Raw genomic sequence first — 20,055 nt, 5'->3', positions numbered from 1 at the left:
GTTTTATTGTAAAAGATGTTCGTTTTCGCTAATCGCCTTTTTGAACGACTGGATGGTTTTTTCCAGCGATTCATGATCGTGGCCGCCGGCTGCATTGTAGTGGCCGCCGCCATTGAAATAAGTGCGGGCAAATGTGTTGCAATCGAAGGCGCCTTTGCTGCGGAAACTCCATTTGCGCAGCTCATCGCGGTCTACCACAAAGCCCACCAGCTTGATGCCCTGGATGGACAGTGGGTAATTGACGATGCCTTCGGTATCGCCGGTTTTAATGTCGTATTTGTATAAATCCTGGCGGGTAATGTACACCAGCGCCGTGTTGTTCAGGTAATCCACCTCCATACGGTTGGTGAGGATGTGGCCTAAAAAACGCAGCCTGTTTTCCAGGAAATTGTCAAACAGGGATTCGTGCACTTTGGCGTGCTCCAGCCCCATTTCCTTTAAATAAGCCACCATATGGTGCACAGAGGCGCCGGTGGACGAAAACCGGAACGAGCCGGTGTCCGACACAATACCGGCGTACAGGCATTCCGAAACGGGCTTGTTGATTTTATCGCGGTGGCCCGATTCAACGATAAGGTCGTACACCATTTCGCAGGTGCTGCTTTTGCCCGGCGATGAAATGCCGTAGGCAAACTGTACCATATAGGGCTGCTCGTGGTGGTCGATCAGGATTTTTTGCGCCGCCACTTCCGCCAGTTTTTTAGCCATGCCCTTGGTGCGGGCCAGGTGGTTGAAATCAAGGCAAAAGATCCACTCAGCCGCTTCCATGTATTCGTCCGACTTGGCGCGGTGCAGTTCGTAATCGAGCACGGCGTCCACGCCGGGCATCCAGTCGAGCCAGCGGGCCCAGTTGGTGGGCGAAATCACCTGCACCTGGTGGCCCATTTGTACCAAAAAATGCTGAAGTCCCAGCACCGAGCCCATGGCGTCGGCGTCGGGTTTCTGGTGCATGGTAACCACTACCCTGCGCGGCTGTGATAATAACGGGAAAATATCTTGTATCGGCTGCATAAACAGGCCGCAAACCTACGGAAAAGTCGGAAGACCGGAGTCCGAAGTCGGAAGAAGTGCGAGTAACGGTGGGAACTCTTCGGACATCCGTCTTCCGACTTCGGACTTCCCTCCCTATCTTCGCGGCGCAAAAAGCAAACTATGAGCAACAGAACATTCACCATGATCAAGCCGGATGCCATGCGCAATGGACATGCCGGAGCCATCTTGGATAAAATCATTAAAGCCGGCTTTCGCGTGGTTGCCCTGAAGCAAACCAAACTGACCGAAGAAAAAGCCGGACAATTTTACGAAGTGCACAAAGAGCGTCCGTTTTACGGCGAGCTGGTGCAGTTCATGAGCAGCGGTGTAATCATTGCTGCCATCCTGGAAAAAGAAAACGCAGTAGCTGATTTCCGCACACTGATCGGCGCTACCAACCCTGCACAGGCAGACGAAGGTACCATCCGTAAAATGTTTGCCACTTCGGTGGGTGAAAACGCGGTACACGGCAGCGACAGCGACGAGAATGCACAAATCGAAGGTTCTTTCTTTTTCTCCGGACTGGAGCAGTTTTAAGAAAGTTCATTTAGTTCGCTGGTTGACAAATTCACAAGTTGAATGAGAACCGGTGAATTGGAAAAAATAAAAAGGGTTTTATGAAGTGCTGGATATTTTCCGGCCATTCATAAAACCCTTTTCAATTTTTAATAGAACCTAAACTCGTGAACTTGTGAACCCGTGAACTCAATTAACTCACGACTTACATTTCCCGCGTCAGCTTCTTATCCATCTTGTTCTCCACCGGTTCTACTTTGTAACCCATTTTGCGCAGCAGGCTTAGCACGCCTTTATTGCCGGGCAGGTGCCCTGCTCCTACGGCAAATACTGCCGCATTGCTTTTCATGATGCCTTGCATTTTGGCAACCCAGTTGGCGTTGCGGTTGTACAGCAGCAGGTCGGTAAAGTGCGACATGCCCATATCTTCTTCTACAGTCAGTTGTTCCATTTTTTTCAGGTCCTGCATGCGGTATGCTTTGGCCAGTTCTGCAAACTCCTTTTGCGTTTCTTCAGGCGTGTGGTTTTTCTTTACATAAGCCGCCAGTTGCTCTGCCTGCAGCTTGTACGGAATGCTGTCGAAAATGCTTAATTGATACGCCATCGACTCCAGCCCTTTTACATCCTTGCGGTTCTTTTTGGCTTCCTTCATCACCAGTTGCTCCATAGCAATGGCGTTACTGCACGTCAACGCCGATTCCATCAGCGTACTGGCTGCCAGCATGGGCTTGAATGTTTCGAGCATCGAAAATGGAATGGGGCTTTTGTTGTTTTTAAAAAACTCTTTTACGCTGGCATAGTCTTCTTCCGAAAGCAGGTCGGCAAGCGTGGTGTCGCCGCGCATTTTCATTTTGCGCATGGCGCCCATCATTTCAAACAGGTTGTCCATGTCCAGCTCCAAGTACACCTGGCTGCTGCGGCCTATGGCACTCACCAGGCTGTCGCTTAATTGTATGTCGTCGGCACAGATCATGTGAATGGTACCAAACACATACGATGGGCTGGCCAGCCCATTGCCACTAACCCGCCACAACAGGGTTTGCGTATTGCTGTTTTGCGCACCGGCCGTAAGCCCCAGCATCACCAGCAAACCCATGCAAAACTTTTTCATTATCGAGGTTTTCGTTTTGATTAAAGTAAAAATTGCGAAAATGTAATACTCAGTAATTTACTGAAAAAGAATAAATGGGCCCGCTGCAAACGGGCCCATTTATATCACAAAATATTCAGGCCATGCTTATTGTACCACGGCTTCTTCACCGTACATCTGGTGTTTGAATTTGAGCGATGGTGAGGGCACAAATGCACCGAGTCCGAGCTTGTTCCATTTTTCATCTACCGATGCAATGGTTGCATCCGCGGCAACGATGATATTCGGCCAATCGCGTTGGAAATTATCGAGCTCTTTTGTTTTGCGGGTGCCGTCCAGCCCCATGCAGGCAAAGGTTTTACCCGGCTGCGTTTCCGAAGGGCGCTGCACCATGTTATAATCGCGGCGCGGGTCCATATTGTTGCAAAAACGCCAGAGCGCCACACCCAAATCCTGCGGATCAACCGTGTGCTCCACGTACAATATCATCTTCACACTTTCTGCTGCTGCATGGCTGCAAATTGCATCATGCAGGTCACGCACCTGGTTGCGTTTTGTTTTTTCTACTGCCACTACCAGTACAGGAATTCCTTTGGGCAACAATGACGCGTTGACATTGGTGATTTCCGGGAACGCGTTCAAGAAACTCATATCCCAGTTGCCTTCTTCAGCAACCATCGCATCATCCGCTATTTCTTCGTCAGATTTGCTGGTACCATCGATGCCCATTTTACCACCAAAACCCAGTTTGCTGCAACTGTGATCCAGCACGTCCATAGGGCCCTGTGCTATGGAAATGTCGGTAGCCGGGTTCAGGTGTTTGAATACATATTGCGCCAGCGCTTCGTAGTCCTGGATCTTTACGCCTTTATCGGCCACCACCAGAATTTTATTGAACATCATCTGGCCGGCGCCCCACATGGCATTCATCACCTTTTGTCCCTGGCCCGCATAGCTTTTATCAATTTGTGCAATCACCAGGTTGTGGGCCACGCCTTCAACGGGCATGTCCATGTCTACAATTTCGGGCACCATGGTCATTTTCATGGGCGCCAGGAAAATGCGTTCTGATGCTTTAATGAGCCATGCATCTTCCTGCGGCGGAATGCCCACGATGGTGGCCGGGTAAACAGCGTCCTTGCGGTGCGTGATCGCAGTAATGTGAAAACGCGGATAAAAGTCGGGCAGCGAATAATAGCCGGTATGATCGCCAAACGGGCCTTCCCAAATCAGTTCGTCGGCGGGATCGACATAGCCCTCAATAATAAAATCTGCATCGGCAGGCACTTCAATATCGGGCTGCGTGATGCATTTTACCAGCTCCACTTTTTTCTTGCGGAGGAAACCCGCCAGCATGTATTCGTCTACGTTTTCGGGGAGTGGCGCAGTAGCGCTATATGCATATGCCGGGTCGCCGCCGAGGGCCACTGCTACCGGCATCCGTTTACCCAATTTTTTATACTCGCCAAAATGCTTGGCCGACACTTTGTGTTTGTGCCAGTGCATACCGGTAAGCTGCGGGCCAAACACCTGCATGCGGTACATGCCCACGTTGCGGGCACCACTGTTCGGTTCTTTGGTATGGATAACGGGCAGGGTTACAAACGGGCCGCCGTCTTTTGGCCAACAAGTAATAACCGGGAGTTTAGTGATGTCTGCCGCATCGCCGGTGAGTACCACCTGCTGGCATTCGCCACGGCCGCTGCGTACCTTGGGCATCCAGGAGGCAAATTTGCCCAACTCGGGTAGCATTTTTAATTTATCCAAAATGCCTTCTTTCGGTGCAGAAAGCATGTGAAACAGGCCTTCGATTTCGCGGGCCACATCATCCAACTCGGCTACACCCAAAGCCATACATACCCGGCGCTCCGAGCCATAGGCATTCATCAGCACCGGAAATGCATAGCCGGTATTTTCAAAAAGCAAAGCCTTGCCGCCACCGGGCATTTTAGAAACGCGGTCGGTAATTTCTGCAATTTCCAGTTTCGGGTCTACGTATTCCCTGATGCGGACCAATTCACCTGACCGCTCCAGGGCATCGATGAATTCTTTTTGATTTTTATACGCCATAATGATTGGGGCAAAGGTACAGCGTCAAAACAAACTGTGCCTGACGCGGGTCATTTCAAATACTAATGCCTTGACAAAAAACGCCTTATTGATGGGCTTGTTCCATTTTTTCTATTTTTGTGCCGTCAAACATTTCAATCAGACCTGCACAACCAAAACAACATGCTTAAAAGAATTTTGTTGGCAACTTTTTTTGTCGGCGCTACCACCGCTGCTTTTTCCCAAAACCTCATGCACAGCTACGGAGGTAACATTGCGCTCCTCGAGGGGAAAAAGTCGGAGTTTTCAATGATCCAAACGGCGTTTTCTTATTTCCCAAGATTCATTGTCGCTTCAGTAGAAAATAATTCGGTTTCCATCGGCACACCATTAGGTTTAGGTGTTGGCCTTTCATCGGACCTGAACGGAAACGACGCAGGTATTTTCATTTCGTACGATGTGCCGATGGTGGTGGATTATAACATTGGTGCCAAATCGACACCCGATAACGGATCGATGTATGGCGCATATTTTGGCGCCGGCTTTGGCTACCACAAAACAATCATCCAGGCAAGCGAAACCTCTGATTTTAACGGCGCCACCTATGGCCCGATAATCAGGGCCGGCTTCAGGTTAGCACCGCCACAGGAAATTTTCAAAGGGCAAGGCGTTACCGTCGGCGTTTATTTTAAAAAGGGTATTGAGCGGAGCAAGACAAATACACTTGGATTTAGTGCTTTGGTGGATTTGTAAGCTCGACGCAGCAATTTTTATACACCAATTCAAGGACATTAAATCCGCACATAAAAAAGGCGTGATTGCAAATTGCAATCACGCCTTTTATTTTGAATATATTTTTTTACATCGGGTTCGGCGGACAGCCATAGCGGCCTTTACGGCTGCCACCACCATTGCCGCCTTTAAAAAAGCCCCCAGCACCAAACCGGTAAGTAAGCTGCAGTTGCGCCATGTAGTAAATATCATTTACGTTGGCACCGCCGCGTTGCGAGCCTTTTTCGGGGTAATTGGTAAAACCGCCGGGCACTTCATCGGCACGGTACGCCACGGATACGGCATCGGGGCCACGGGCCAGCAACAGGTCTTGCGCATCGGCATAGTTGGTGCTTACATCATCGAGGTAATCGGTAAACAGTTTTCGAAAACCAAGCTCCGCTCCCAGTGTGATGCGGTCCGAAACATCGAAGCGGATGCCGCCGCCAAAAGGCAATGCCAGTTGGGTGCGGCTGTACAGTGACCGCTCGGGGTAGCCAGGAATGCCCTGGCCTTCGGTGCCCAATGGCTGTAAAAATATTTTGCGGCCGGTTGTATCAAACGTGTAGGGATCGTAATGAAATACGGCAATGCCACCAAACAGGTACGGCGACCAGCGCTTTTCATCGAGCCGGAATGCATGCAGTTCGGCCACAGCGCTGAACTCGGTGATCTTCGATTGAAAGCTTAAGTTGCGAAACCGCAGGTTTTCTTTTTTCATCAGGCTATCGGCGCCAACAAGCTTGCCTGCATTGAATGCGACACGCAACAACAACCGTGGGGTAACTTCATATTTTACGTGCAGGCCAAATGCGGGTTTCGACATTTGGTGGGTATAAAAGCGATCAATAAGGTCGCCGCGATATTGAGATATGCCACCGGCAACACCGACCTGCCACTGTGCATGACCGTTAAAAAAAGCCGCCAACAAAATGAGAATCAATCCAAGCCCTTTCATAATCTATTTTTAAGCCTAAAGCAAATTTTGGGCCGTCTGCACAGTTTGTTGTGTGGCCACCAAGGCTAAAACGAAAAAACACCTGCCATCGTATAGCCCGGCAGTATCAGTGGCAATTTCGCTACAAAAAATTGGTGCAAAAAAGAGGTACATGCATATCAAAAACGACACCCAGTCAAACCCAATCCCGGCGCATCTGAAGGCGTAACATAGCCATCTTTAAATTGCAGGCCTTCGGCCAGATCTTCGGCGAGGAGCAGCGGGCCATCGGCGTCCAGAAAATCGACCAGCGGCGCCAGATGCGCCAATGCTGCTGTGCCGATGGTGCTTTCGTTCATGCTGCCCATCATCACTTTTAGGCCCAGGTTTCTTGCAGCTTCAATCATCCGCAGCGCCGGCGTAATGCCGCTGCATTTGGTCAGCTTGATGTTGATGCCGTGAAAATGGGGCGCACAGGTTTCCACGTCTTTTTCGCCCACACAACTTTCATCTGCAAAAATAGGCAGCAGCGATTCGGCCCGCAGCATCCGGCTGCCTTCCCAGTCGTCTTTTGCCAGCGGCTGTTCCACCAGCTCCACGCCCATTTGCGCCAACACCTTTATCTTTTCCAAAGCCTCGCCGGCCGTCCATGCCGCATTGGCGTCTACCCGCAGCCGGGCATCAGTACTGGCACGAACCGCTTCCATAATGGCGAGGTCGTTATCAGTACCCAGTTTTATTTTGTATACCGGCCAGGGTTTTTCCTTAATTTTTTCCACCATTTTTTCCGGCGTATCAATGCCGATGGTGTAGCTGGTTTGCGGCAATTGCGGCAAAGCCGGTATTTGCCAAAGGCTGCTCAGCGGCTGCCCTTTCATTTGCCCAAAAAGGTCCCAACCGGCAATATCCAGCGCAGCCACCAAAAACGGGTTTACCGGCATTAGGTGATGCAGGTAATGCCAGTAGCGCTCCGGTTCGGTAAAAGCAAATTTTTCAACAAACAGCTTTTTGCGCTGCAGCTCCAGCTCCATCCGCTCCACTGTAATGTTGTAATAGGCAATGGCCGGCGCCTCGCCATACCCCGACCAGCCCAAATGATCGAGCCGCACAGCCATGGTGGGCTGGTGCGTTTTGGTGCCTTTGGAAATGGTGAACGGGTGGCGAAACGGCAACTGGTGCGACTCAAAGTAAAGCTTCATGTATGCGGGTAGTGGTCAACCGATTTTAAAACCAGTGCAAAAATAGCCCAATGCCTTTGCGATTGCCGGTGGAAGTTGCAACCCGGCCTCAATAAAATTAAAAACCGCCCCTTTCGGGGCGGTCTCCTTTTCTCTCATGTGAACCTATAGGCTTTTATGCACGGCCGCTGTTGTGTATGTAGCTGCGCAGTTCGTTGTTATAACCCTTTTCCTTACCTAATTGTTCAAGGGTCAGGTGCATGCGGTAATTCCAGTAATGATTCGGGTCGGCGGGATTGTTGATGCGCTCCTCATGCGGATCTTGGCGGCGCAAGGATTCGCTCATGCCCAGCAAGTCCTGCAGTTGGAAGATGCTCCACATGGCCGGCGAAAAAAGATGCTGCAGCAAAATGGCCCGCACCACCCAGGGCTCGCAATAGTACGGCGCCTGCCCCCAGGCTTCCAGCACGCTGTTGTAAAAATGCTGTGTTTTTTCCCTTGACTCTTCCCACCAGCCGCGGATGGTGCTCATATCGTGGGTCGATGGTGTGATCACCGACAGGTAAGGCGCATCTTTCGGGTGAAAAAATTCGCGGGTAATGTCTTTGGGCATCCGTTGAATTTCTAGGCTTAATATGCCTAGTTGCTGCATTACCTGTGGCACCGAATGCGGCACCATACCCAGGTCTTCGCCGCAAATAAGCATGTTGGTGGCGGCTTTCAGCGCAGGCAGCTTTTTCATGGCGTCTTCTTTCCAAAAAGCATCCTGGCGGCGGAAGAAATAATCGATGTACAGTTCATGCAGGCGCCCTTTCAAGTGCTCGTCCAGCGCCTGGAACGACAGCGTTTGGTCCATCGAAATGCGGAAATGAAATGCCTGTCCCCCCGAACTTGGATGTTCTAAAAGCAGCACGTTGGCAATCAATTGGAACAAACCCAATTTGATGGCTTCGTTATCGCTGTTGGCCGGCAATTGCGCAAAATGAGCCGCTACTTTTTGCTGCGTATTGTACGCCTCCTGCATGTGGTAAGCACCATGGTCATCCCGGTACAAAAACTGGCTCCGCACCGCATCGGCATGGTAGCCAAAAATGTTTTCCAGCACCCAGTCGGTAATATAAGGATTGCAAAAACGTTCGGCATCAAACCAAATGCCCCGCTCGCCAAACTCGGCCACGGAAATTGGCAGTGCCGGTACAAACACACCGAGCAAACCTTCTACTGCATGCGTCGGTATGCTCCAAATGCGGAAAAATCCAAGTATGTGGTCGATGCGGAAGGCATCGAAATAATAGCTCATTTGCTGGAACCGCTGGCGCCACCAAGAAAAACCATCTTCCTGCATGCGCTGCCAATTGTAGGTGGGGAAACCCCAGTTCTGGCCACTCACCGCAAAATCATCGGGCGGTGCGCCGGCCTGCTGGTCCATGTTGTACAATTGCGGCGCCGTCCATGCATCCACGCCGTAGCGGTAGATGCCAATGGGAATATCGCCTTTTACAGCAATGCCTTTTTTATGCGTGTATTGCACCGCATCGAGCAGTTGCAGGTGCAGGTGGTATTGCACAAAATACCAGAACGCAATGGCCTTAAATGTTTTTGATTTGGGCAGGCACAGCTTTTCAATTTCCGCCTGGTCAAACACCTGGTGCGATTTCCATTTGCTGAAATCCGGTGTGCCCCATTTGTCACGCAGGTAAGAGAATGCGGCATAAGGCATCAGCCAGTGGCTGTTATTAAGGAAAAATGTTTCGTATTCTTTTTCCTCGCGGAAAGCGCCACCGTCCAGTTCGTACAACTGGCGCAGCGTGTCGAGTTTTAATTTAATAACCGCTTCGTAATCCACCGCGGCCAGGCTGTTCAGTTCTTTCTGCGTTTTGCCCAAATCCTTTACCAGCGCAGCGCTTTTTTTACCCCCAACTTTTGACAGGTTGATGTACACCGGGTGCAGCGCGAAAGCCGAAATAGCGGCATAGGGGTAAGAGTCTTTTGCTGTAAACGTGGCATTGGTATCGTTGATGGGCAGTAGTTGAATGATCTTCAGGCCCACTTCTGAAGCCCAATCTGCCAGCAATTTGATGTCGGTAAATTCGCCGATGCCCATGGAATTTTGACTGCGCAGGCTAAACACCGGAATGGCAACGCCGGCACCTTTCCAGTTGTTGGCGCGGATGCGGATAAACCCGTCTTGCAACACTACCTGGCGGCCGGGCAGGTGATCGGCATTAAAGAGACGGTTGCTGTCTTCTTCAAAGCGAACAAAAGCCTCTTCCTTATGATTGTAAATGCCGTATTTATAAGCAATAGGGCCAGCTTCTTCCGACAGGTCAGCCTTTGCTTCCCACCAGTCGCCGTGGCGGGCCATCAGCACCGGCTTTTCGGTGTTCCAGTTGGCCAGCGCATCGCAGCTGCCCAGCAGGCACGGCACTTCGCCGTTGGCCAGCAGCGGCGCTTTGATGCGGAACAAATGCGTGAATGTTTTCGGCTCCTTCACCTTCGGGGTTTTGCCCTGCGGCAAAAAGATGTTGCGGAAAGGTGCCGTATAAAAAGACAATTCGGGGCTGCCCGAAAATACCCATGTATCATACACAGTAACATGGCCGGAAAAATTCTTGAACGAAAGGATGCGTTCACCCTCGCCGTCTTTTACCTGCTGGCCGTGCTCGTCGATAAAAACGTATTGGTAATGAACTGACCGGTATTCGTTTTCGTCCACCTCGATGGAAGCCTGCCACCAGTCTTCGTTCAAAAACTGCATGGGCATTCGGGCTTCTGGAACGCCATCGCCCAGTTGGGGAAGATTGCCTTCGATGAACAGGTTTTGTCCAAAATGGGTGCGGTAACGAATGTAAAAATCAATTCTCATCTTTTCTCTTTTGAATTGTTCCGGTTTAGCCTGTGTACCTGCCGGTAATTTATTTTGGTTGTAACCAGTTTGAAAAATGACGTGGCGTTTTTTTAAAACGTCCGCACATTTCGCCAACCGGTTCTCGACCCATAAAAAACCGGGCCCATCCCGGGCAAAGGCAAATGGCAAGCAACGGGCAGATTGTGTATCAATTACACATTTAGCGAAAATAAGCGGTTTGTTTCAAGTTTGTGCTGATGTTGTGCAGATTCAAGGCATTTTTGTTCGGTAGGCTTGCCTCCCCTATTTTTGCGCTAAATTTGATCAAGACATGGAAGCACAAAAAAAGTCGAAAGGAACATACTGGCTGTTGTTTTTTATTTCCACAGCTGCACTGCTTTTTGCCATTTTCACCAACTGGCCCTGGCTTACGCTGATCATTCCTTTTGTTACGCTGTTTTTTGTAAAAGCCATGGACATCATCTAAGCCCGGCTTAGGCGTCCATTTGACCATTAGTTTTCAATCAACCAGTTTGGGTTTACTCCATAAAAAAAGGAGCGATATTTCATCGCTCCTTTTTTCGTGTGCAGCTTTTTTATTTTCTGCCCATTTCCTTTAAAAACGCCACATGCGATGCAACCGCATGGCGCATTTTGGGGTATTCGATATAAGGCACACCAAACTCCTGGCAGGTTTGCTTGATGATGCGGCTGATGTGTGGGTAATGCACATGCGAAATTTTTGGAAACAGGTGGTGCTCCACCTGGAAGTTAAGACCGCCCACAAACCAGGAAATCACTTTATTGCGCGGGGCAAAATTTGCTGTGGTTTTTAATTGGTGAATGGCCCACTCATCTTCCATTTTACCAGTATCCTCATTGGGCATGGGAAAATGCGTATGCTCCACGGTATGTGCCAGCTGGAACACAATCGAAATAACCAGACCGGTAACGATCCCAAAAATGAGATAACCTACCAGCCAGCTTATGAATCCAACGGTATAAATGGGCAGCACCACAAACAGGAACAGGTAAAATACCTTGAACGACCAAAAAACAACATGATCCCAGGCCGTCATTTTCTTCAACGGCATAGCACCGATGCGGGCTTTGAAGTATTTCTGGAAATCCATCACAAACACCCACAGGATGTACAACAACGCATACAGAATCCAGAAATAGATATGCTGGTATTTGTGCAATTTGTACTTGGGCTGTGTGGTGCTCATGCGCATCCAGGGCTGGATGTCGATGTCGTCGTCCACGCCATCAATATTGGTGTAAGCGTGGTGGATCACATTGTGTTTCATGTTCCACATAAACGAAGAACCGCCCAATACTTCCAGCGAAAAAGCAGCTACCTCGTTGAGCACTTTGTTGGTGCTGAACGAACCGTGGCCGCCGTCGTGCATGATGTTGAAGCCGATAGCCGAAACCACGCAACCCAGCAGCACGCATTCCAAAATAGCCACCCAAACAACCGGTGTAAAAAACACCAGGTGAACGTACAGCGAAATAAAAGCCACCATCAGGATAATGGCCTTGGAGTACAAGACGGCATTGCCGGTGGGCTTTTTACCGGTTTCTTTAAAATAGTTGTTGATCCGCGCTTTTAGTTCGGCGTGGAATGAAGGTGGCGGCGGCGTTGCAAATTTGGGAGTGGACATGTGCGATAACAATTAACAATGAACGAAATACAATGGTTGTTTGGGTGCTTTAGGTTTCCTGCAGCACCAGCGCATCCAGGCTATGGATGCCGATATTTTTTTTGGAAAGAAAACCCTCAGCATATTTCACGCCAATCCGCTTGCCCAAAAGGCGGGCCCGGGCGGTGATGGCATCTAAAAATTCGGGGCTGGAAATATAGGTTTGCGGGCCATCGCCTGCAGCGCTGTTGAACTGCGTGGTATAGGCCACTATCGACTGGAGCTTTTCCTCCCACTCATCCGAAATGTCCACAATAACATCAGGCTCAGAAAACCGGTCCTGGATATAATGCAACAAATACTTTGGCCGCCAGTGCTCCTGCTCGTCGCCATCGGCGTCCCAGGTTTTTACCTGGCGCAAACCCGATAAAAAACAGGAATCGTAAATCAGGTGGCCGGCCCGGCCGTGATCGGGGTGGCGGTCTTCCAGGATATTACCAATCACAATTTCAGGCTTATAGGTACGCAGGGCAGCAATCAGTTTTAATTGATGCGCCTCGTCGTTTTGAAAAAAGCCGTCCCGCATCTGCAGGTTTGCCCGGGCCGAAACGCCAATAATGCGGCCAGCTTCGGCGGCTTCGGCGTAGCGGGTTTCCACGGTACCGCGGGTGCCCAATTCACCTTCCGTCAGGTCGATAATGCCTACCTTTTTTCCTTTCTTCCGTTCTTTGATGAGAATGCCCGAGCAGCCTAGTTCCACGTCATCGGGGTGGGCGCCAATGGCTAAGATGTCCAGCTTCATGCGTAATAACAAATCCGGCTTTTTACGGACCCGTGCTGTTGGTGATTAATAGTGGCGCAAGATAAGTTAAATGCCGCATCGGCAAACTGAGCAGCGTCAACGTTAGGACGATTATATGATTTACGATCGTCTAATCCCGCAATCGTAAATCGTCAATCGAAAATCGTAAATCCCTACTGTCTTATCCCCGGCCGGAACGGGTTGTTGTACCAAACGCCGTCAATTTCCCGCACAATGGCTTCAATCTGCCGGTCGGTGGCGTCTTGCTGTGCATCGTAATCTTGTTTAAGTGAGGAGCCAAAGAAAAATGCCACGGTCTGGTATAGCCGTGCATTCAAGCCGCCGCGGTATTCTTTAATTATTTCGTAGCAGTTGTTGCCGGTTTGCCGGTTGATCAGTTTCATCAGCACCCGGCCCTGGTACACCGAAAGGTTGGTAAGCGGGTCGGCAAATTGTTTGCGCAGCTCCTCTTCCTTGCTTTTAATAACCTTCCGGCGTTCGCTTTTGCCCTTTACATACTGCAGGCGGTAAGCCACTTCGTTGAGGGTAACGCCAGCCACCCGGGCATAAGGATAGGTAACATACACCGCATTGCGCAGCCGGTTGTATTTCTGGATGGCCTGCGCAAGTGCCTCGCCGCTGAGGTTCGATACGTATACATTTTCCAGTTCTTTATACGGCATGCTTTCACCGCCGTAAATGATGGCCACCACCGTCATGGTATCGTTGGGGCCCCATTTCCGCGCAATGGAATCGGGCACCTGAGCCAGGGCCGATCCTCCAATAAGCAGCAGTAAAAGCAAAAAAACTGTACGGAACATATCCTTTTAAAAATACAAAGGTTCGGATGCATTAATGACACCCGAACCTCTAAAATAGCTGTATTCTTAAAGATTAAATTTTCTTTAGCGAAACCTTGTTCGTCTCGATCCGGCGCATCATAGCGATCCAGAAACCGATCACCATCATGATGGTTCCGAGCCACAACAAGTTAATGAACGGGAACTTGTACGCCTTAAGAGTAACGTATTGCATCACCGAGCTTGACTCTTTAAATCCAACCGTGGCTTTGTTGCCTTCCATTTTCTGCAATTGCAGCACCAGGCTTTCGGCAGTGATCGTGTCCGGCTCAGCCAGTACTGCGCCGCCTTTGTTGATCAACACCGGCTTGGCCGTGTATTCCGATCCTGTTTTTGCAAACACTTTCAGGGTGGCCAGCGTTACGCTATCCTGCGGCGTAAAGTTGGCGCCGGGAATATCGCGGTGGTTTTCGATGTTTTGCAGCACTGCAAAACCTTTCGAGTAAAACGCCGTATCGCCTACCCGCATTTCCTTGGGCAAGAATGTGGAGGTGTCTTTGTTTTTCTCAGGGTCGGGCAGCGAAGTGATGTAGGTAAATACATCATGATCCCAATAATGCTTTGAATCGGGGTTGGCCATCAGGCCTTCGTTGCCTTTATAGTTGACAAATGCATTGGGCTTCAATACAAAGTCCTTGGTCGAGTCTTTCTTATACTCAAAACGAAGGTGGTAATACCAAAGCGGTTTTTCGGGGTGCGCCGATTCCTCTTCGTAGGTTACCCAGTATTTCCCCATGTCGTTGCGCATGCCTTTTACCAGCGTCAGGTTTTCGCCGGCCTGCTCCTTACTGCCTTCGCCAAAATTGATGAAGATGCCACTGGTGTTGTACGACAACACTTCCTTTTTAGCCGAAGAAATAAGAATACCCACCAGCATCAGCGCAAAGCCCAAGTGGGCAATGGCGCCACCGGAACGGCGCATGCTGCCTTTCATGCCGGTCCAGATATAAGCGGCATTGGCAACAGCAGCATACACGGCCGCGATCAGCGCCAGCCAAACGGCTGCCAGGTAGCCCGCACCTTTTTCCGAATAATTGACATCACCCAGCCAAATGATCAGCCCACCGATTACCACCGATACGATGGCCGGAAGCCAGATCTTGCGCATAGATTCCTTACCGGTTTGGCGGTATTTAAGATACATGCCAAAACCAGTAAGCAGGCCGATGATGATGGCCACAAACACCTGGATGCGGTTATAGGCAAATGCCGTGTCTTCGCCAAAAGCAAGCGGCGTGAACAGCTTTGAATCGCTGATGAAAAACGATGCAATGTTATTGATTACCGGCACCGAGGTCATCAGGATGATGGACAAACCGGAAAGGAACAGTACCAGCGAGCCTACAAACATCCAGAATTCGCGGGAAGACGCTTCTTCTTCCTTTGCAATAAACGGAATGGATTTGTACCTGCGGAAAAATATAAACAGGGAAGGCACTGCAAAAGAAAACAGGAACACCTGCAGGTGGGCACGGGTAATGCCTTCGCCGGTGAAGGCGTGTACCGAAGTATCCTGAAGATCGCCGCTGCGGGTAAGGTAAGTGCTGTACAGCACCAGCAAAAACGACAGGATAAAAAACAGGCTGGTGGTACGCAGCGCATTGCCGGTATGTCGGAAAATCAGCAGCGAGTGGATGCCGCCCACCAGTACCAACCAAGGCACCAGTGAAGCATTTTCGACCGGATCCCAAGCCCAGTAGCCACCAAAGGTCAGCGACTCGTAGGCCCATGCCGCACCCATCATAATGCCCAGGCTAAGAGCACCGCCCGAAAACAGGGCCCAGGGCAATGCAGGTTTGGTCCAACCGGTAAAGTCCTTTTTCCACAAGCCGCCCACTACATAACCAAAAGGAATAAGCGTGGAAGCAAACCCCAGGAACAGCACTGGCGGGTGAATTACCATCCAGTAGTTCTGCAGCAACGGGTTGAGGTCATTACCGTCCTGGATCATCGACAGATAATCGGGTTGCGAAAAAATCGGGGCGTCCATGGTATTGCGCAGCAGCACAAACGGGTTGGAACCGATTTTTACACCAAATAACGTGATGCCCACCACCATAGTGGCCAAGATGGCCTGCGCTGCAGAAACCACCGCCATAACGGGTGCTTCCCATTCCCGCTCTTTCCAAATCACAATCAGGCCCAGCACACAATGCCAGATGCTCCACAATAGGAAGCTGCCCTCCTGCCCTTCCCAAATGGCGGCCAAGAGGTACTTGGGCTCCAGCGTTTTACTGCTGTGCTGCCAGGCATATTTATACTCAAACAGGTGGTTTTGAACAATGTAGTACAGCAGCCCAAAGACGATAAAGACCGCCAGGGCTTCGGTAATGAAAAAGATGCGGGCCAGCTTTTTCCATTGGCGCCCTTCGTCGGCAAGAGAGCGGCTCTGTACGCTTTTAATGTAACTAAACGACGCTGCTATGGATGAAACCAAAGAAAGTAGCAGCAAAAAATGCCCGAGCTTCCCGGGCAGCAAGTGTTCGCCTACAAAATCCATTAGGGCTTAGTATTTATATTCGGTGGTACTTGATGCAGCAGTAGAAGGCAGTGCCTTTTGCTGTTGTTCGAGGTTGTCCTTGTATTTTGAAGGACATTTCATTTGCAGCTTGGTGCATTCAAAATGGTCGTTGCGCATATAGCCGTTCAGGTCGATGCCTTCGCTTTTTTCAATATCGGTGGGCTTGGCATTTTTGTACACCACTTTGCGGCTGTTGCCGTCCTGGTCCAGGGCGTAAAATTCAGTGTAGTTCGGATCTTTCAGCTGGTCGTAATAGATGGGCTTCGACTGGTCCAGTTTTACCTTTACTACCACAAACTGCTCCTTCTTGTCTGCGGCAGATTCAAAGGTTTCGTAAGTGGTGAGGTCTTTTATAAAAAAGGACATTCCGGAGATGCCGGCAACGATCAGGATCAACAGAACAATATGAATTTTTTTCATTGTTTCCTTAGTTGCATGCGAAGTTATGTCAAAAATCTGTCAGCAGGGAACCACTTAAACCGGTTTTGGCGCTTTTGGATTTTTTTTAGAAACCATTTGCTTTTGGTTTGTTATGGCCGGGTTTGAACGGACTACGCCAAATCCACACTGGCGGCTGCTTTACCACGTTTATTGCCGGCGATATATCATTCCGTTTATATAAATAGACGCCGCCATTTCTGAACATTTTATCGGGTGGTCGATAAAATCTATCGCGTTCCATTTTTTAAATACAGCGCCGCCGTCTGCATCATTATGCCGAAAGCTTTTGTTACCATTTTCTTTTAGCCTTCTATTTAGTTATTGCGGCTTAACTTGCACCGCTTTAAATTTTGCAGGAATGGACCTTTCTCATTTTGACCCGGACAGCGCCGGAAATCCCAACAACAACATCTTTGGACTGCCGTTTACCGAAGCCGATGCGCGGCTGGTGATTTTGCCGGTGCCCTGGGAAGTAACGGTTAGCTATGGCTCGGGTACCTCCCGCTCCTCCGAGCACATTTTCAAGGCCAGCCTTCAAGTGGACCTGTTTGACCCCGATGTGCCCGATGGCTGGAAGGAAGGTTTTTACATGCGGGAATCGGACAAAAAGATCCTGCTGAAAAGCGACTACCTGCGCAAAGAAGCCGAATTATATATTGACTATATTTCAAAAGGCGACCTGGTTGAGGACAACCAGTTTATGTGCAAAACGCTGAAAGATGTGAACGAAGGGTCGGTGTTCCTCAATAATTGGGTGTACCAGCAAACCAAGGCGCTGCTCGATGCCGGCAAACTGGTGGGCCTGTTGGGCGGCGACCACAGTTCGCCGCTGGGTTTTTACAAAGCCATTTCGGAAAAATGGGGTGATTTCGGCATCCTGCAAATTGATGCACACCTCGACCTGCGCGAAGCCTATGAAGGTTTTGTGTACTCTCATGCCAGCATCATGTACAACGCCCTGAAGGAAATTCCGCAACTGAAAAAACTGGTGCAGGTAGGCATTCGCGACTACTCGGGTGGCGAGGTGGATTTTGTGGCGGAGAACAGCGATCGCATTTCGGTGTACTACGACAGCGACATCAGGACACGCCAATATGAAGGTGAAACCTTCCGCCAGGTGGTGGAGGAAATTGTGAGCCAGCTGCCGCAAAAGGTATTCATCTCGTTTGATATCGACGGGCTGGACCCGAAACTTTGCCCCAATACCGGTACCCCGGTGCAGGGTGGTTTTGAAACCGAACAGGTATTTTACTTGTTTAAAAAGGTAAAAGAATCGGGCAGGCAAATCATTGGTTTCGACCTCAATGAAGTAAGCATTGGCGAAACCGGCTGGGATGCAAACGTAGGCGCCCGAGTTTTATTCAAATTGTGCAACCTGCTGGTTTCCAGCAATCCCAGATAAATGTTTTATATTCCTGTTCAGTTATCGGGCCTCGACAAAAGGCGCAAAACCATCGGGTTGCTGCACCTTGTTGCCGGCTTTTTTTTGATCGCTAATTCAGAAAGCGCTGTGCTTGTGTTGAAATACGACCGCTTAGCTGATTTGGCGCCACTATATTTTGTGGCGGCGGTATCGCTGGTGTATGGCTTTTTCCGAAAAAAGCTCGACCCGAGCGGCAAGGCTAATCTTTGGATCCGCCTGCTCCAGGCAATTACCTTTTTATCGTTGGCCATTGCTTTTGTGCAGGCCGATAATTGGGGCAAGGCAATACCTGTTTTGATTTGGGCGGCACTGTCGGCCATGCTGGCCTTTACGGACCGGGTAGCGCTGCAAAAGCCGCAATTGCTGGTTAGCACAAACGGACTTTCGTTTCCCAACGGGTTTGGTGTAAAAAAACTGAATTGGGAGCAAATTGAATCGGTTACGCTGCGCCCCGACTTTTTGACCCTGCACCTGCCCGCCAACAAATTTTTGCAACTGGAACTTAAAGAACCTTTGAGCCCGGATGCAGCCGAAAAGCTGCAGGATTTTTGCCGCCGCCAGATTGGGAAGGCAGCCGGCCGTTCACCAATAAATCAATGACCGTGGTAATACAGCAATCGCCCTACCTGATGTACTCCGATGGCAAGGGAAATATTTTTGAAGACACCTCCCTGTATGTGGTTGGCCGCAGCGGGTGGGATGCCCTGCCCATCCCGGAAGACGAGTGGATTGAGCTGCCGGCAGGCGGACAACTGTACGAGTTGCCGGGCCGCCGCGGCATTGGAATTGATGTACGCACCGGCGAAATGCGGCTTTGCCAGAAAGGGTGGGCCGTAGCGGCTTTTGTGCCTCCGGCGCATACCGGTTTTTATATTGCCGCTTACGAAACGGCCCCTGATGCACCTACCCTGCCCCTGTTTTGCTACACTGCCGCAGGCTGGCTCGACAATAAGTTTTACGTACCGGCTATTCGCATTGAAAATGACATCCGCCAGGAATGTGGCGGTTTTGATACGGGTAAAATTGAATCTGGTGTAAGCAGCTTGATCGAGGCATACCCACACAACCGGCTGGTGAACCACCTGGCCAACAATTGTGCGCTTACCTACCACTGCCCCGCTGCCCGCAACTTTTTCATGGGTCGTTGGGAATGCCCGGTACCGGCATCGCCAGCATGTAATGCCAACTGCATTGGCTGTATTTCGTTCCAGCCGGAGGAAGAAAATATCGTTTCGACCCAGGATCGCCTGACTTTTAAACCGTCGGTGGAGGAAATTGTGGAGTTTACCGTTCCACACCTGGAAACGGCGCCGTTCCCGATAGTAAGCTTTGGACAGGGCTGCGAAGGCGAGCCACTGCTGATGTGGGAAACAATCCGGGCCGCGATCATTGAAATTCGCAAGCATACCGATAAAGGCAGCATCAATATCAATACGAACGGGTCCAAACCGGAAGCGGTGAAATTGCTCTGCGAAGCCGGCCTGAATTCCATCCGCGTAAGCACCAACTCGGCACGCCGCGAAATTTACATGCCTTATTACCGCCCCAACAACTACGATTTTGAAGACATCATCGAGAGCCTGAAAGTGGTGCGGAGCTATGGCGGCTGGACGTCCATCAACTATTTCGTGTTCCCAGGCATGACCGATTCGGTGGCTGAATACGAAGCGCTGCGCAAACTGATTATCGAAACAGATCTTTGTATGATCCAGTGGCGCAATTTCAATATTGACCCGGATTGGTACCTGGGTAAAATCGGCGTTCAGGATACCGGTGAAATTTTAGGCGTGAAGCAATTGATGGAATTGATCCGCGAAGAGTTTCCGCACCTTAAATTTGGCTACTACAATCCGCCGATGGAACGCATTGAAGGACAATACGATCGGGACTTTGCCCATTAAAAAATAAGAGCCGCGCCATTTAAAAAGTAGTGCGGCTTTT

17 protein-coding genes are annotated in these 20,055 nt (G+C 50.1%); 6 read left to right on the top strand and 11 right to left on the bottom strand.

All coding sequences use genetic code 11. The features are described from left to right. Window positions 1-3 precede the first annotated feature (3 nt). Window positions 4-1,011: a DHH family phosphoesterase gene (locus DRJ53_RS01590; RefSeq protein WP_114233829.1), complete on the bottom strand. Its 1,008-nt coding sequence runs from the start codon at window positions 1,009-1,011 to the stop codon at window positions 4-6. 141 nt (window positions 1,012-1,152) lie between these two features. Here DRJ53_RS01590 and DRJ53_RS01585 point away from each other — a divergent pair, with 141 nt between their 5' ends. Next, on the top strand, window positions 1,153-1,569 hold the full coding sequence (locus DRJ53_RS01585; RefSeq protein ID WP_114233828.1) for a nucleoside-diphosphate kinase: 417 nt from the start codon (window positions 1,153-1,155) through the stop codon (window positions 1,567-1,569). Window positions 1,570-1,753: 184 nt separating this feature from the next. Here the strand turns inward: DRJ53_RS01585 and DRJ53_RS01580 are convergent, their stop codons facing one another. Together DRJ53_RS01580 and DRJ53_RS01575 are read right to left on the bottom strand one after the other, a co-directional pair. Then, entirely contained in the window at window positions 1,754-2,659 is a 906-nt protein-coding gene (locus tag DRJ53_RS01580; RefSeq protein ID WP_114233827.1) for a TraB/GumN family protein, read from the bottom strand. Between the two features lie 126 nt (window positions 2,660-2,785). Then, window positions 2,786-4,708 (bottom strand): menaquinone biosynthesis decarboxylase, encoded by a 1,923-nt coding sequence (locus DRJ53_RS01575; RefSeq protein WP_114233826.1) that lies wholly within the window; start codon window positions 4,706-4,708, stop codon window positions 2,786-2,788. Between the two features lie 162 nt (window positions 4,709-4,870). Between DRJ53_RS01575 and DRJ53_RS01570 the strand changes: the two genes are divergently transcribed. After that, window positions 4,871-5,440 (top strand): hypothetical protein, encoded by a 570-nt coding sequence (locus DRJ53_RS01570; protein ID WP_123893289.1) that lies wholly within the window; start codon window positions 4,871-4,873, stop codon window positions 5,438-5,440. A 106-nt stretch (window positions 5,441-5,546) separates the two neighbouring features. Here the strand turns inward: DRJ53_RS01570 and porG are convergent, their stop codons facing one another. The 3 genes from porG to DRJ53_RS01555 all read right to left on the bottom strand — a co-directional run bounded on the left by porG (window position 5,547) and on the right by DRJ53_RS01555 (window position 10,439). After that, window positions 5,547-6,416, bottom strand: coding sequence for a type IX secretion system protein PorG (gene porG / locus DRJ53_RS01565; RefSeq protein ID WP_114233824.1), 870 nt, complete (start codon window positions 6,414-6,416; stop codon window positions 5,547-5,549). A 158-nt stretch (window positions 6,417-6,574) separates the two neighbouring features. Then, window positions 6,575-7,594, bottom strand: a complete 1,020-nt coding sequence (locus DRJ53_RS01560; RefSeq protein WP_114233823.1) for a dipeptide epimerase — start codon at window positions 7,592-7,594, stop codon at window positions 6,575-6,577. A 154-nt stretch (window positions 7,595-7,748) separates the two neighbouring features. Then, the gene (locus tag DRJ53_RS01555; protein WP_114234407.1) at window positions 7,749-10,439 is read right to left on the bottom strand and encodes a 4-alpha-glucanotransferase; all 2,691 of its coding nucleotides are present in this window, start codon (window positions 10,437-10,439) and stop codon (window positions 7,749-7,751) included. A 313-nt stretch (window positions 10,440-10,752) separates the two neighbouring features. On the opposite strand from DRJ53_RS01555, the gene DRJ53_RS21450 reads away from it, so the two are divergent. Further along, window positions 10,753-10,908: a hypothetical protein gene (locus DRJ53_RS21450; protein ID WP_175580726.1), complete on the top strand. Its 156-nt coding sequence runs from the start codon at window positions 10,753-10,755 to the stop codon at window positions 10,906-10,908. Window positions 10,909-11,017: 109 nt separating this feature from the next. On the opposite strand, the gene DRJ53_RS01550 is transcribed toward DRJ53_RS21450, so the two are convergent. The 5 genes from DRJ53_RS01550 to DRJ53_RS01530 all read right to left on the bottom strand — a co-directional run bounded on the left by DRJ53_RS01550 (window position 11,018) and on the right by DRJ53_RS01530 (window position 16,670). Next, window positions 11,018-12,088, bottom strand: a complete 1,071-nt coding sequence (locus DRJ53_RS01550) for a fatty acid desaturase family protein (protein WP_114233822.1) — start codon at window positions 12,086-12,088, stop codon at window positions 11,018-11,020. Window positions 12,089-12,137: 49 nt separating this feature from the next. After that, a complete protein-coding gene (gene bshB1 / locus DRJ53_RS01545) occupies window positions 12,138-12,881 on the bottom strand; it encodes a bacillithiol biosynthesis deacetylase BshB1 (RefSeq protein WP_241558418.1) in 744 nt (247 codons plus the stop codon). A gap of 161 nt (window positions 12,882-13,042) precedes the next feature. Next, window positions 13,043-13,690 (bottom strand): DUF4294 domain-containing protein, encoded by a 648-nt coding sequence (locus DRJ53_RS01540; RefSeq protein ID WP_114233820.1) that lies wholly within the window; start codon window positions 13,688-13,690, stop codon window positions 13,043-13,045. A 73-nt stretch (window positions 13,691-13,763) separates the two neighbouring features. Further along, entirely contained in the window at window positions 13,764-16,229 is a 2,466-nt protein-coding gene (ccsA, locus tag DRJ53_RS01535) for a cytochrome c biogenesis protein CcsA (RefSeq protein ID WP_114233819.1), read from the bottom strand. 6 nt (window positions 16,230-16,235) lie between these two features. Beyond that, window positions 16,236-16,670 carry a cytochrome c maturation protein CcmE domain-containing protein gene (locus tag DRJ53_RS01530; protein WP_114233818.1) on the bottom strand — a complete coding sequence of 145 codons (435 nt, stop codon included), beginning with the start codon at window positions 16,668-16,670 and terminating at the stop codon, window positions 16,236-16,238. A gap of 379 nt (window positions 16,671-17,049) precedes the next feature. Here DRJ53_RS01530 and DRJ53_RS01525 point away from each other — a divergent pair, with 379 nt between their 5' ends. From DRJ53_RS01525 to DRJ53_RS01515, 3 genes are read left to right on the top strand one after another with little or no spacing between them, the layout of a single operon-like run. Further along, window positions 17,050-18,093 carry an agmatinase family protein gene (locus DRJ53_RS01525; RefSeq protein ID WP_114233817.1) on the top strand — a complete coding sequence of 348 codons (1,044 nt, stop codon included), beginning with the start codon at window positions 17,050-17,052 and terminating at the stop codon, window positions 18,091-18,093. Further along, entirely contained in the window at window positions 18,094-18,714 is a 621-nt protein-coding gene (locus DRJ53_RS01520) for a hypothetical protein (RefSeq protein WP_114233816.1), read from the top strand. Next, window positions 18,711-20,015, top strand: a complete 1,305-nt coding sequence (locus DRJ53_RS01515; protein ID WP_114233815.1) for a radical SAM family protein — start codon at window positions 18,711-18,713, stop codon at window positions 20,013-20,015. Before DRJ53_RS01520 ends, DRJ53_RS01515 begins: the two co-directional genes overlap by 4 nt. Window positions 20,016-20,055 lie beyond the last annotated feature (40 nt).

It is taken from the genome of Paracnuella aquatica (assembly GCF_003332885.2).
In the GTDB taxonomy this organism is placed as follows: domain Bacteria; phylum Bacteroidota; class Bacteroidia; order Chitinophagales; family Chitinophagaceae; genus Flavisolibacter; species Flavisolibacter aquaticus.
The sequence above is the reverse complement of the archived record's forward strand: the minus strand, read 5'-3'. Positions and strand labels throughout refer to the sequence as shown.